This is a genomic window from Aminipila sp. (assembly GCF_032051575.1).
Classification (GTDB): Bacteria; Bacillota; Clostridia; order Peptostreptococcales; family Anaerovoracaceae; genus Aminipila.
Genome location: NZ_DAMBYD010000005.1, coordinates 159,367 through 172,837, shown reverse-complemented (window position 1 = coordinate 172,837; position 13,471 = coordinate 159,367). Strand labels below are relative to the sequence as shown.

Below are 13,471 nucleotides of genomic sequence, written 5' to 3'. Positions count from 1 at the left end.
AAACGATAAAAAAATTATGTAAACCATATTAGTTTGGAGGCAGCATGAGGGCGGTTGTACAAAGAGTAACGGATGCAGATGTAACCGTTGAAGGAAAGATTACTGGAGCAATTAATAAAGGGTTTGTGGTACTGTTAGGCGTTGAGGATACCGATGATCTAAAAGATGTAAGTTATATAGTAGATAAAGTTTCTGGCTTACGGGTTTTTGAAGATGAAGATGATAAAATGAATCTTTCGTTAATGGATGTTGGTGGCCAGGTTTTAGCCGTTTCTCAGTTCACTTTACTGGGTGATGCAAGAAAAGGGAAAAGGCCAAGTTTTATAAAAGCAGCCAGACCAGAAAAAGCCAAGGAACTTTATGATGAATTTGTTAAGCAGATAAAAGAAAAAGGAATTTTTACAGGAGAAGGTATTTTTCAAACAGATATGCTTGTGAGAATTAACAATGATGGACCTGTAACCATATTACTTGATAGTAAAAAATTGTTCTAATTGTGTTAAAAGGTGGGGAGTATATGCAGATAAATTGTATACCAAGTGGAGCTTTGGGTGTAAACACTTATTATGTAAGAGACGAAGATACGAATAAAGGTTTCATTGTAGATCCAGGTGGATTCAGCCCAAATATGGAAAATTTAATAAAAAAAGACCGTTGTGATGTTGAGTATATCATTCTTACTCATGGACATGGAGATCATATTGGTGGCGTTAAGGATTATTTATCTTTATTTCCAAATGCAAAGTTAGTGGCTTGCATTCACGAAAAAGAATTTCTTGCTAATCCAAGATTAAATATGTCAAGAGACTGCTGCGGCACAGAAATAGGACTTGAAGCTGATATCTGGGTTGATGATAATGATACTCTGGAAATTGGCAACTTGAAACTTAAATTTCTTTATACACCAGGACATACTCCTGGTGGAATGTGTATTTTACTGGGCAATGTAGTATTTAGCGGGGATACTTTATTTCAGCAGTCAATTGGCAGAACTGATTTTCCAGGTGGCTCATTTCCTCAGCTAAAAAATGCCATTCATACGAAGCTATTTACTCTTCCAGAGGATACCATGGTTTATCCAGGGCATATGGGTTCTACAAATATAGGACTTGAAAAGAGGAGTAATCCATTTGTATAAAATAATATTAAAGGGCATAACAAATAAATACGAATTCGATGAGTTAATAAAAGTATTCCTTCGACCAGAAGAATATACTTTATATTGTGATTTAGATCAAAATGATACAACTGGTATAAATGAAATGGTTAATTATGCAACTGGCCAGTTGCTTGAATTTAATGAAACAGAAAAAAACGCTCTTAAACAGGCTATCTACAAAAAATTATCAGTTTTAACTGGTAAAATGCCTGAATGGGGCATACATACTGGAGTAAGACCAGTAAAACTTGTTGGTGAACTTTTTAATAAGCTGGGATCTATGGGACTTGTTATAGATAAGCTTAAGAATTTTTATCTTTTTAATGATGAAAAAATTTCTCTAATATGTAATATATATCAAAAACAGCAAGAAATTTTAGATATACCAGTACAAAATAGTGTTGGACTTTATATTGGCATACCATTTTGTCCAACTAGGTGTTTATACTGTTCTTTTACTTCTAATCAATCAGAACCTGATAAAATCCAAGAATATATGGACGCCTTGCATAAAGAAATCAGGCATACTGGTAAAATGATGGCAGAAATAGGCATGTATCCGGAATCAATATATATAGGTGGAGGAACGCCTACAACACTTACTGCAGAACAATTGGACAGATTGTTACAAGAAATTAACAGGGCTTATGATTTAAGCAAAAATAAAGAATTTACTGTAGAAGCTGGCAGACCAGATACGATAACACTTGAAAAACTTCAAGTGTTAAAAAAGAATGGCATTGAAAGAATTAGTATTAATCCACAAACAATGAAAGATAAAACTTTAGAACTAATAGGCCGTGCTCACAATAGTAATGATATATTAAACGCATTTAATATGGCAAGAAGTGTGGGAATTCCTATTATTAATACAGATATTATTGCTGGTCTTCCTGAAGAAACGCTTGAAGACTTTGAAAAGACTATTGATACGATGATAAAACTTGGAGCTGAAAACATTACAGTCCATACTTTAGCAGTTAAACGAGCATCAAGACTAATAGATGTGGATAGTGATTTTCATTATAAACAAGCTTTGATAGTAAAAGATATGCTTGCCTTATCAAAGGACAAGCTTTATAAAAACCATTATAAGCCGTATTATCTTTATAGGCAGAAACACATGGCGGGTAGTTTAGAAAATGTAGGTTATGCCAAGAATGGATGTGAGGGCATTTATAATATAAGGATAATGGAGGAGCATCAGACGGTTGTTGCTCTTGGTGCTGGTGGAATATCAAAAGCATATTATCCAGAAGAGAACCGTCTGGAACGGGTTCCAAATGTATCTAATTTTGAAATTTATATATCAAGATTGAACGAAATGTTACAGAGAAAAGACGATAATTTATTTAGGAGGTAGTTTAATGTTAACAAATGCGCCAAAGGGTACGAAAGATGTTATGCCAAATCAGGTATATAAATGGCATTTTGTTGAAAAAGCCTTTTCTGACATATGTGGAAAATATGGATTCAAAGAAGTGAGAACCCCTATTTTTGAGCATACAGAGTTATTTACAAGGGGTGTTGGCGATACTACTGATATTGTAGAAAAGCAGATGTATACCTTTGAAGATTATGCAAAACGAAGTATTACTTTAAAGCCAGAAGGTACTTCACCAGTTGTAAGAGCTTTTGTTGAACATAAGCAGTTTGCTGAAGTTCAACCCACAAAAATGTATTACGATATACCTTGTTTTAGATATGAAAAGCCACAATCTGGAAGACTTAGAGAATTTCATCAGTTCGGTATTGAAATTTTTGGAACAAATAATATGATGGCGGATGCTGAAGTAATCTGTCTTGCATATGATTTTTTAAATTCTTTGGAAATTAAAGATCTAGAGCTAAGAATTAACAGCATTGGCTGCCCAAAATGCAGAGAAAAGCACAGAACGGCTTTAAAAGAATTTTTAAAGCCAAAGTATGACCAACTATGTGATACATGTAAAAACAGATATGAAAAAAACCCTTTAAGAATTCTTGACTGTAAATCTGAAATATGTCAGGAGTTAGGCAAGGGAGCGCCAATGATGCTGGATTACTTATGCGATGAATGCAGCGAGGCATTTGGAGATTTACAAAAAGATTTAACCGCTATGGGTGTTGAATTTATTGTAGACCCTGGTATTGTAAGAGGACTAGACTATTATACAAAAACTGCATTTGAATTTGTATCTAATAAAATTGGTGCACAGGGTACAGTATGTGGTGGGGGTCGTTATGATCACCTTATTGAGCAAATTGGCGGACCTGCAACTCCTGGTGTTGGATTTGGGCTTGGAATTGAAAGATTATTGTTGACTATGGAAGCTAATGGAATTGAAATCCCTGAACCAGAACCTGTAGATGTATTTATTGCAGTTATGGGTGAACCGGCTAAAGAATATGGACTTTCACTTATGAGAAAACTGAGATTAGAAGGTGTAAAAGCTGAAATGGATCTTCTTGCAAGAAATTTCAAGGGACAGTTTAAATATGCAGATAGAATTCATGCAAAATATACGGTTGTAATTGGAGACAATGAACTTCATGAAGGCAAACTTACCATTAAGACAATGGCTACATCAGAGCAGAGGGTTGTTGCAATTGATAATATTATTGAGGAATTAAAAAAGTAAGATAGGAGATATAAATAATGAGCAATGTTTTTAAGAGAACACACATGTGCGGCATTTTGAATTCAGGCAATATTGATGAAAGTGTTGTATTAAATGGATGGATTCAAAAAAGAAGAAATCTTGGAGGCCTTATTTTCTGCGATTTAAGAGATAAGACTGGTATTGTTCAGGTTGTTTTTGATGATAAAATTCCTCAAGAGCTTTTTGAATGTGCGGACAAACTTAGAAGTGAATATGTTGTTGGAATTAAGGGTATAGTTAAAGAAAGACAATCAAAAAATCCGGATATTCCTACAGGAGATATTGAAGTTTTTGCGAATGACTTAGTGATTTATTCAGAAGCAGAAACTCCACCAATTTACATTAAAGATGATGATAATGTTGATGATAATTTAAGGTTAAAATACAGATACTTAGATTTAAGAAAGGTTAAGATGCAAAAAAACCTTACTTTCAGACATAGCATAGCAAAACTTGCAAGAGATTATTTTGATAGTCAGGGTTTTACTGAAGTTGAAACACCTATTCTTAATAAGCCAACACCGGAAGGCGCGAGAGATTATCTTGTACCAAGCAGAGTTAACCCAGGTCAATTCTATGCATTACCGCAATCACCACAGTTGTTCAAACAGCTTTTAATGGTAGGTGGTACGGATCGGTATATGCAGATAGCTAGGTGCTTCAGAGATGAAGACCTAAGAGCTGACAGACAGCCTGAATTTACACAGATTGACCTTGAAATGTCTTTTGTTGATGTGGATGATGTAATTGAAATTCAAGAAGGTTTTCTAAAGAGAGTAATGAAAGAAATCATGAATGTTGATATTCAGACTCCATTCTTAAGACTTCCTTATGATGAAGCTATGGAAAGATACGGAAGTGATAAACCAGATACCAGATTTGGTTTTGAACTGAAAAAACTGAATGATGTAGTAGCAGGGACTGAATTCAAAGTTTTTGCTGATGCGTTAGAAAAGAATGGTGATGTAAGAGGCATTAACATTGATAGTGGTTCTGAACATTTCAGCAGAAAAGATTTAGATAAGCTTACTGATGCTGCAAAGCATTACGGAGCAAAAGGTCTTGTATGGATGAGATTAGCCGAAGGTGAAATTAATTCTTCTGTAAATAAATTCTTTACTCAGGAACAGCTGGCTGAAATTGCAAAAGTATTTGATGCAAAAACAGGAGATTTAATTCTAATAGCTGCGGATAAAGCCAAGATTGTATTTGATACACTTGGATTCCTTAGAAGAGAAATTGCTGGAAGACTTGGTCTTCTTGATGATACACAATACAATTTCTTATGGGTTGTTGACTTCCCATTATTTGAATATGATGACGAAACAGATTCTTATTCTGCTATGCATCATCCATTTACATGTCCTAGACTTGAAGACGTACCGATGCTTGACACGGAACCTGGAAAGGTTAAGGCTCAGGCTTACGATATTGTTCTTAATGGTGTAGAACTTGGTGGCGGCAGTATCAGAATTCATGATAAGAACCTTCAGGCAAAAATGTTTGAAGTACTTGGATTAAGTAAAGAAGTTTGTGAAAGCAAATTTGGTTTCTTGTTGGAAGCCTTTAAATATGGTACACCTCCTCATGGTGGTTTAGCTTATGGGCTTGACAGACTGGTAATGCTTCTGTCCGGAGAACACAGCATTAGAGAAGTTATGGCATTCCCTAAAAATCAGGCAGCGCAGTGTATGGTAAGTGATGCCCCTACTAGTGTACCGGAAGATCAGCTTGAAGAACTTAGTATAAAGATCAAAGGTTAAAATTTGTTCTTACTTTAGTGGAGAGGTTATGAATAAAATAGGGATATACGGGGGAAGTTTTGACCCCATACACTGGGGGCATATCCAACTGGCTTTGCAGGCAAGGGAGGAACTACATTTAGATAAAGTAATCTTTATTCCTGCAAAATACCAGCCCTTTAAGATGGATATGGAGGTTACCCCAGAAGAACATAGAGTAAATATGTTAATACAAGCACTGCAAGGAAAAAAGGGCCTTGAAATTTCTTACGCAGAGCTTGAAATTGATGAAATTTCATATACTATTAACACTTTAAGGAGAATAAGAACTTTTTATAGTAGTGATACAGAATTCTTTTTTATCTTAGGCACGGACTCATTTTTAAATATTGAATGCTGGTACAAGTCAAAAGAATTACTACGTGATTTTAGTTTTGCCATAGGCAGTAGACCCGGTTACAAAGAAGATCAATTAAAATGCTGTATAGACAAGATAAGAGCGGTTTATAATACTAATATTATATTGTTAAATAATGAAGAATTACCCATTTCTTCAACGGATATAAAAACTCATATTAAAATGGGGGAAAGTATTAAAGATCTGGTTCCGGAGTCTGTAGAAAGGTACATCCATGAAAATGGACTATATAAATAATTATATTGAAAAAAACTTATCAGAAAAAAGAAAACGTCATATTTATGCAGTTAAAGACACGGCTCTGAAATTAGCTTCTTTATATGGCGTTGATTTAGAAAAAGCAGAGATTGCTGCACTATTTCATGATATGTTTAGGGAAATATCTCTGCATGAAATGAATGAATATGTTAAGCAATTTAATTTAGGTTCAAAATATCTAAATAACAGAAATTTAGCTCATGGTAAAGTTGCAGCAGTTATTATGACAAAAGATTATGGGATTACGGATGAGGATATTTTAAATGCAGTAAGTTATCATACTACAGGCAGACTAAATATGTCACAGTTAGAAAAGATAATCTATTTAGCTGATGCCATAGAACCAAATAGAGAATATCCAGGAGTAGAGGAATTAAGGAAAGCTGCATTTGTTAATTTAGACCAAGCTTGTATATTATCATTATCAAGAACTATTGATTATGTTAAATCACAAAATTTATTTTTAGATGAAGATACTGTAGAAGCAAGAGATTACTTAAAAAGATTGAAAATTTAAAGGAGATCTAGATGAATAGTAAAGAAATAGCATTATTGGCCACTAAAGTTTTGGACCAAAAAAAGGCACAGGATATCGTATGTATTGATATTAGCATTAAATCTTCATTTGCTGATTATTTTGTTTTAGCTTCAGGTAATAGCGAAAGGCAAATTAAATCACTAAGTGATGACATTGATGATGAATTTGCAAAAGAAGGAATGTTTGCAAAGAGTATAGAGGGACAGGCTAGTTCAGGTTGGATTCTCATGGATTATGGTGATGTAATTGTAAATGTTTTAACTACAGAAATGCGCCAGAGATACAACATTGAGAAGGTTTGGGGCGATTGTGAATTTTTAGAACTTGATTTGGAGGATTAATCGATGTTAGAAAAGTACAACTTCAGTGAAATCGAAGAAAAATGGCAGAAGTATTGGGACGAGAACAAGGTTTTTGCTACTTCTGAAGATGAAAGTAAAGAAAAGTATTATGTACTGGAAATGTTTCCATATCCATCAGGAAAACTACATATGGGACATGTAAGAAACTATTCTATCGGTGATGTTATTGCAAGATACAAAACTATGGCTGGTTTTAATGTATTACATCCTATGGGCTATGATTCATTTGGTCTTCCTGCTGAAAATGCAGCCATTAAGCATGGCATTGCTCCTGCTAAATGGACTACAGAAAATATTGCAGAAATGACAGAACAGTTAAAGGAATTAGGATTTGCATATGATTGGGATAGAGAAGTAGCTACTTGCCGCCCTGACTATTATAAATGGATGCAGTGGATTTTCATTCAGTTCTATAAGAAAGGTTTAGCTTATAAGAAAGAAAATCCTGTAAACTGGTGCCCAAGCTGTCAAACTGTACTTGCAAACGAGCAGGTTGTTGATGGCTCTTGTGAACGTTGTGGTTCATTAGTTGGTAAGAAAGAATTATCTCAGTGGTACTTTAAGATTACAGATTATGCAGATAGACTTCTTGATAACCTTGAAAAACTAGAAGGATGGCCAAGCAAGGTTAAAATTATGCAGAAGAACTGGATAGGAAAGAGCGTTGGAGCTGAAGTTGACTTTGATGTGGATGGGTTTGATAAAAAACTTAAAATTTTCACAACAAGGCCAGATACTCTTTATGGGGTAACTTACATGGTACTTGCACCAGAACACCCATATGTAAAAGAATTTGTAAAAGGTTCAGGCAAAGAAACTGAAGTTAAGAAATATTTAGATGAAGTTCAGCATAAATCTGATATTGAAAGAACATCAACTACAAATGAAAAAACCGGTGTATTTATTGGTAGATATGCTGTCAATCCTTTAAATGGAAAGAAGGTTCCAATCTTTATTTCCGACTATGTTCTGATGGATTATGGTACTGGGGCTATAATGGCGGTACCTGCCCATGACCAGAGAGACTTTGAATTTGCTAAAAAGTTTGACTGTGAAATTATTCCTGTAGTGGAATCAGCAGACCCTTCAATAGACATCAATAATTTGACAGAAGCTTTTGTGGCAGAAGGTAATATGATAAATTCTGAGATGTTCACTGGTATGAACAATAAGGAAGCAATACTTAAGATTATAGATTATCTTGAAGAAAAAGGGATTGGTAAAAAATCCATTAATTACAGGCTAAGAGACTGGCTTATTTCAAGACAGAGATATTGGGGTACACCTATTCCTATGATTTACTGTGATGATTGCGGATGGGTTCCTGAAAAAGAAGAAAATCTTCCTGTAATGCTACCAACAGATGTGGAATTTACTGGTAAGGGCGAATCACCACTTACAACAAGTAAGACTTTTGCTAAAGCCGTATGCCCTAAATGTGGAAAGCCTGCTAAAAGAGAAATGGATACTATGGATACATTCCTTGATTCATCTTGGTATTTCTTAAGATACACAGATGCAAAAAATGACAAGGAAGCTTTCTCAAAGGATAAGCAAAAATACTGGATGAATGTTGACCAGTATATAGGTGGTGTAGAACATGCTATACTTCACTTAATGTATGCAAGATTTTTCCAGATGGCTCTTTGTGATCTTGGATATACTACAAATGAAGAACCTTTCGAAAATTTATTAACTCAGGGTATGGTTATCAAAGATGGCAAGAAAATGTCAAAATCTATTGGTAATGTAGTAAGCCCTGCAGAAATCATTAAAAAATATGGAGCAGATACAGCGAGATTATTTATTTTATTTGCTGCACCTCCTGAAAGAGAACTTGATTGGTCAGATGCTGGTGTTGAAGGAAGTTACAGATTCCTTAACCGAGTATACAGACTAGTTTATGAACTTGAGAATGTTATAGAACATGCACCAAATTCATATATTTTAGAAACAGAAGAAGATAAATCTTTAGCTTTTGAAATGAATACAACTATTAAAAAGGTTTCTGAAGACGTTGGCGGCAGATTTAGCTTTAATACTGCTATCAGTTCCATTATGGAAATGGTAAATGAAATGTATAAATACAAGGAAAATGATAATATCAATCTAGGGCTTCTAAAAGCTGCAGTTGAGAACCTGGTATTAGTTTTATCGCCATTTACACCTCATATCTGCGAAGAAATGTGGCAGAGTTTAGGACATAATGAATCTATTCATACAGTTAGCTGGCCAAAGTATGATGAAGCAGCAATGGTAAAAGATACTGTTGAAATCGTTATCCAGATAAACGGAAAAGTTAAAGAAAAAATGAATGTAACAAATAATTTAGATAAAGAAACATTTGAAAAGATAGCGATGGAAAATGAAAAAGTAAAAGCTTTAATAGATGGAAAAACTGTTGTTAAAATCATAGCAGTACCTAACAAGCTATTGAATATCGTTGTGAGATAAGTTTCATAGCAAAAGTAGAACGGAGAAACAATGAGAAAAAGAACGAATAAAAAGGGTGGCAGCCCACTACGCGTTATTCCAATTGGCGGATTAAATGAGATCGGTAAAAACATGACCGTTTTGGAATATAAAGAAGATTTGCTAATTATTGACTGCGGACTGTCCTTTCCAGAAGATGAAATGTACGGAATTGATATTGTTATTCCTGATTTTAGCTATGTTGTAAAAAACAAAGAGAAAATAAAAGGAATGATATTAACACATGGTCATGAAGACCATATAGGAGCTATTCCTTACCTTCTAAAGCAGATTAATATTCCAATTTACGGAACAAGGTTAACTTTAGGGCTGGTAGAAAATAAGCTTAAAGAACATGGAATTAAGGCTGATTTAAACACAGTTGCCCATGGAGACAGGGTCCAGCTGGGAGCATTTAATGCAGAAGCCATTAGAAGTACACATTCTGTTGCAGACGCCATTTGCTGGTGTATAGATACACCAGTAGGAAGAGTATTCCATACAGGAGATTTTAAGATTGATTATACACCGGTAGGCGGAGCACCTATGGATTTTGCAAGACTTGCTGAACTTGGCTCAAAGGGTGTTCAGCTTATGCTTTGTGATAGTACAAATGCTACAAGACCGGGTTATTCCATGTCTGAACAGACGGTAGGCATTACTCTTGAAAATATATTTAGAAATTCAGAAGCAAGGATTATTATTGCTACATTTTCATCAAATGTACACAGAGTACAAAGAATTATTGATAATGCAGTTATGGTTGGCCGTAAGGTGGCAATATCTGGTAGAAGCATGGTCAATGTAGTAAATATCGCGATGGAACTTGGATATTTAACTGTCCCTGCAAATGTACTTGTAGATATAAATAAAACTAAAAATATTCCAGATAAAGAACTTGTAATCATCACTACAGGCAGTCAAGGTGAACCAATGTCAGCGCTTTCAAGAATGGCGTCTGCTGATCATAAAGCAGTGACCATTAAAAAAGGGGATATGGTAATACTATCCTCCAGCCCTGTACCTGGAAATGAGAAGACAGTTTCAAATGTTGTAAATAAACTTTTTGAAAAGGGTGCAGAAGTAATTTATTCAGATATAGCAGATATTCACGTTTCAGGCCATGCCTGCGAAGAAGAATTGAAGTTAATGCATTCTCTAATTAAACCTAAGTTTTTTATGCCGGTACATGGTGAGTATCGACATCTAAAAAGACATGCACAAATTGCAGAGAGCCTGGGTGAAGATCCCGAAAATATCTTTATTTTAGAAAATGGCAATGTTCTTAGTGTGACTGCTAATAAGGCAGAAATACTCAAAGAAGAAGTACCTTCACAGGCTGTATATGTGGATGGCTTAGGCGTAGGTGATGTGGGAAATATCGTACTTCGTGACAGAAAGCTTCTTTCAGAATCAGGGCTTATTATTGTAGTAGCTGCTATCGATAAGGCATCTGGTACAATATGTTCTGGTCCAGATATTATTTCCAGAGGATTTGTTTACGTAAGAGAAAACGAAAATCTTATTGAACAAGCAAGAAATCTCGTTTCAAACACACTTGATAAATGTTGTGAAGAGAATATTAAAGATTGGAATGCGCTTAAATCAGCAGTAAGAGACGATCTTAGAAGCTTTATTTATAAGCAGACAAAGAGGAGTCCTGTTATACTGCCCATATTCTTGGAGGTTTAAAAATGAATGTATATGATGCAGCTAGAACTCTAGCTACAGCAATTAAGGATTCAGAGGAATTAAAACAGTATGAAGCTATGAAGGCGACTGTTTCTCAAAATAGTGAGCTTACTGAAATGATAAATGATTTTCAGGCGAAGCAAATGGAAATGCAGACAAAGCAAATACTAGGCCAGGAAATTGATGAAGAATTTACTGGCCAGATTCAACAGCTTTATGGTATTATGATGAGTGATCCTCTTGCAGCTCAATATCTGCAGTCAGAACTTAGGTTTTCACTTATGATGAATGATATATATAAGATTTTAGGAGAAGTAATTAATCTTGGAAATAACAAATAAAGGTTAGAGGTTATATTGAGGACTTGGCAATTGTTACATCTTTTGATATAATAAATACCGTAAAATCTACAAAAGACTTAATAATTCTCTAAGAACCAAGGTTTTTAGTTATTTTGACACTAATTATAAAGGAGTAAAATATGTTATACGCAAGTGATTTTAGAAAAGGTATTACTTTTGAATTAAATGGTGAACCACATGTTATTTTAGATTTCCAGCATGTGAAACCAGGAAAAGGTGCTGCTTTTGTAAGAACAAAGTACAAAAATATTCTTACTGGTGCCACTAGAGAAGAAGCATTTAACCCAAATGATAAATTCCCTAAGGCTCATATTGAAACAAAGCAGATGCAGTACTTATATAATGATGGGGAATTATACTACTTCATGGATCAAGAAACTTTTGAGCAGGTTCCTCTAATGGAAGAACAGGTTGAAGAAGCTATCAAGTACTTAAGAGAAAATGATGAAGCTACTATTAAATTCTACAAGGGGTCAGCATTTATGGTAGAACCTCCTAACTTTGTAAATCTAAAGGTAATTGAAACTGAGCCAGGCGTTAAAGGAGATACGGCTACTAACGTAACTAAGGCAGCAACTGTTGAAACAGGCGCGATTGTTCAAGTCCCTATTTTTATTGAAGAAGGCGAAGTTATTCAGATAGATACAAGAACAGGCGATTATTTAGGAAGATCTAAATAAAAGCAGTAACTGAATAAATGAATTAAAAGGGGCGTTCTAAACGTCCCTTTCTATTTAATGTGAATAATACAAAAGAGGAAATATTTATGGGAAAAACAAATCAAAGCAAGGGAAAAGGGAAAAAATTTAATTTAATAGCCTTAATTTTAGTGCTAGTTATAATATTAATTGGAAGTTCAGTATACTATCTAAGCAATTTAGGAAACCCCTTAGATAAAGACAATACTCAAATAGTAGCTGTCAGTATACCTCCAGGCTCAGGAACAAAAAATATTGGTCAAATATTACAAGATAATAAAATAATTTCAAATGCAAATCATTTTAAACTATTATCAAAATTACAGGGAAACGATGGAAAGTATAAAGCAGGGGAATACTCACTATCACCAGCCATGACAATTGAGCAGATTATGGAAATAATCATATCGGGAGAATCGAATATCAGTCGGTTTACAATTCCGGAAGGGCTTACTGTAAAGCAAACTGCAGAAAAACTTGCTGCAAAAAATTTAATTAATAAAGATTCCTTTATCTCAGAAATACAATCTGGTACCTTTGATTATAAATTTATGTCTCTTTTACCCAATAATGAAAACCGACTTGAAGGTTTTTTATATCCTGAAACATATGATATTTATACTACAGCCAGTGAACATGAAATCATAAATAAAATGCTGGCACAATTTAATAAACTTGTTTTAGATGAATATTACACTAGAGCAGCTGAAATGGGCTATGATATGTATAAAATCATTACTATAGCATCTTTAATTGAAAGAGAAACCTTAGTTTCTTCTGAAAAGGCTACAGTTGCCAGTGTTATATATAATAGATTGGCTATTAATATGCCGTTACAAATAGATGCAACTGTTCAGTATGCATTGCCTGAACACAAGGACAGACTTGATTATAATGATTTACAGGTGGATTCACCTTATAACACTTATCAAAATACCGGTCTTCCTCCAGGGCCTATTTGCTCGCCAAGTATTGATTCCATAAAGGCCGCTTTATATCCAGAGAGCACAAATTATTATTATTATGTACTCAGTGCTGAAAATAATGGTACGCATAAGTTTTCAAACACTTATGAAGAGTTTTTAAAAAATAAGAAATCCTATATTAATTCACTGTAATGGAGAATGT

Annotated in this window: 13 protein-coding genes; all 13 read left to right on the top strand. The window is 34.4% G+C overall.

Going from position 1 to position 13,471, the window contains the following annotated elements; translation table 11 throughout:
• Positions 1–44: 44 nt before the first annotated feature.
• Positions 45–494, top strand: coding sequence for a D-aminoacyl-tRNA deacylase (dtd, locus tag RTW14_RS08425; RefSeq protein WP_312649439.1), 450 nt, complete (start codon positions 45–47; stop codon positions 492–494).
• A gap of 23 nt (positions 495–517) precedes the next feature.
• Positions 518–1,138: an MBL fold metallo-hydrolase gene (locus RTW14_RS08420; RefSeq protein WP_312649436.1), complete on the top strand. Its 621-nt coding sequence runs from the start codon at positions 518–520 to the stop codon at positions 1,136–1,138.
• Entirely contained in the window at positions 1,131–2,522 is a 1,392-nt protein-coding gene (gene hemZ, locus RTW14_RS08415; RefSeq protein WP_312649434.1) for a coproporphyrinogen dehydrogenase HemZ, read from the top strand. The genes RTW14_RS08420 and hemZ overlap by 8 nt, the downstream gene beginning before the upstream one ends.
• Positions 2,523–2,526: 4 nt before the next feature.
• Positions 2,527–3,780 carry a histidine--tRNA ligase gene (hisS, locus tag RTW14_RS08410; protein WP_312649432.1) on the top strand — a complete coding sequence of 418 codons (1,254 nt, stop codon included), beginning with the start codon at positions 2,527–2,529 and terminating at the stop codon, positions 3,778–3,780.
• A 17-nt stretch (positions 3,781–3,797) separates the two neighbouring features.
• Entirely contained in the window at positions 3,798–5,564 is a 1,767-nt protein-coding gene (gene aspS, locus RTW14_RS08405) for an aspartate--tRNA ligase (protein WP_312649431.1), read from the top strand.
• Positions 5,565–5,592: 28 nt separating this feature from the next.
• Complete coding sequence (nadD, locus tag RTW14_RS08400; protein ID WP_312649429.1) at positions 5,593–6,198, top strand: nicotinate-nucleotide adenylyltransferase; 606 nt, start codon at positions 5,593–5,595, stop codon at positions 6,196–6,198.
• Complete coding sequence (gene yqeK / locus RTW14_RS08395; protein ID WP_312649426.1) at positions 6,176–6,736, top strand: bis(5'-nucleosyl)-tetraphosphatase (symmetrical) YqeK; 561 nt, start codon at positions 6,176–6,178, stop codon at positions 6,734–6,736. The genes nadD and yqeK overlap by 23 nt, the downstream gene beginning before the upstream one ends.
• Positions 6,737–6,747: 11 nt before the next feature.
• The gene (rsfS, locus tag RTW14_RS08390) at positions 6,748–7,098 is read left to right on the top strand and encodes a ribosome silencing factor (RefSeq protein WP_312649424.1); all 351 of its coding nucleotides are present in this window, start codon (positions 6,748–6,750) and stop codon (positions 7,096–7,098) included.
• Positions 7,099–7,101: 3 nt separating this feature from the next.
• Positions 7,102–9,573 (top strand): leucine--tRNA ligase, encoded by a 2,472-nt coding sequence (leuS, locus tag RTW14_RS08385; RefSeq protein WP_312649421.1) that lies wholly within the window; start codon positions 7,102–7,104, stop codon positions 9,571–9,573.
• A 30-nt stretch (positions 9,574–9,603) separates the two neighbouring features.
• Complete coding sequence (locus RTW14_RS08380; RefSeq protein ID WP_312649418.1) at positions 9,604–11,283, top strand: ribonuclease J; 1,680 nt, start codon at positions 9,604–9,606, stop codon at positions 11,281–11,283.
• 2 nt (positions 11,284–11,285) lie between these two features.
• A complete protein-coding gene (locus RTW14_RS08375; protein WP_312649416.1) occupies positions 11,286–11,624 on the top strand; it encodes a YlbF family regulator in 339 nt (112 codons plus the stop codon).
• A gap of 140 nt (positions 11,625–11,764) precedes the next feature.
• Positions 11,765–12,325, top strand: coding sequence for an elongation factor P (gene efp, locus RTW14_RS08370; protein ID WP_312649414.1), 561 nt, complete (start codon positions 11,765–11,767; stop codon positions 12,323–12,325).
• 86 nt (positions 12,326–12,411) lie between these two features.
• The gene (mltG, locus tag RTW14_RS08365; RefSeq protein WP_312649412.1) at positions 12,412–13,461 is read left to right on the top strand and encodes an endolytic transglycosylase MltG; all 1,050 of its coding nucleotides are present in this window, start codon (positions 12,412–12,414) and stop codon (positions 13,459–13,461) included.
• The last annotated feature ends 10 nt before the right edge of the window (positions 13,462–13,471 follow it).

Excerpts from the sequence above, each read along its gene's own strand:
- dtd (WP_312649439.1), top strand. The coding sequence starts at position 45 with ATGAGGGCGGTTGTACAAAGAGTAACGGATGCAGATGTAACCGTTGAA.
- RTW14_RS08420 (WP_312649436.1), top strand. The coding sequence starts at position 518 with ATGCAGATAAATTGTATACCAAGTGGAGCTTTGGGTGTAAACACTTAT.
- hisS (WP_312649432.1), top strand. The coding sequence starts at position 2,527 with ATGTTAACAAATGCGCCAAAGGGTACGAAAGATGTTATGCCAAATCAG.
- aspS (WP_312649431.1), top strand. The coding sequence starts at position 3,798 with ATGAGCAATGTTTTTAAGAGAACACACATGTGCGGCATTTTGAATTCA.
- nadD (WP_312649429.1), top strand. The coding sequence starts at position 5,593 with ATGAATAAAATAGGGATATACGGGGGAAGTTTTGACCCCATACACTGG.
- yqeK (WP_312649426.1), top strand. The coding sequence starts at position 6,176 with ATGAAAATGGACTATATAAATAATTATATTGAAAAAAACTTATCAGAA.
- rsfS (WP_312649424.1), top strand. The coding sequence starts at position 6,748 with ATGAATAGTAAAGAAATAGCATTATTGGCCACTAAAGTTTTGGACCAA.
- leuS (WP_312649421.1), top strand. The coding sequence starts at position 7,102 with ATGTTAGAAAAGTACAACTTCAGTGAAATCGAAGAAAAATGGCAGAAG.
- RTW14_RS08380 (WP_312649418.1), top strand. The coding sequence starts at position 9,604 with ATGAGAAAAAGAACGAATAAAAAGGGTGGCAGCCCACTACGCGTTATT.
- RTW14_RS08375 (WP_312649416.1), top strand. The coding sequence starts at position 11,286 with ATGAATGTATATGATGCAGCTAGAACTCTAGCTACAGCAATTAAGGAT.
- efp (WP_312649414.1), top strand. The coding sequence starts at position 11,765 with ATGTTATACGCAAGTGATTTTAGAAAAGGTATTACTTTTGAATTAAAT.
- mltG (WP_312649412.1), top strand. The coding sequence starts at position 12,412 with ATGGGAAAAACAAATCAAAGCAAGGGAAAAGGGAAAAAATTTAATTTA.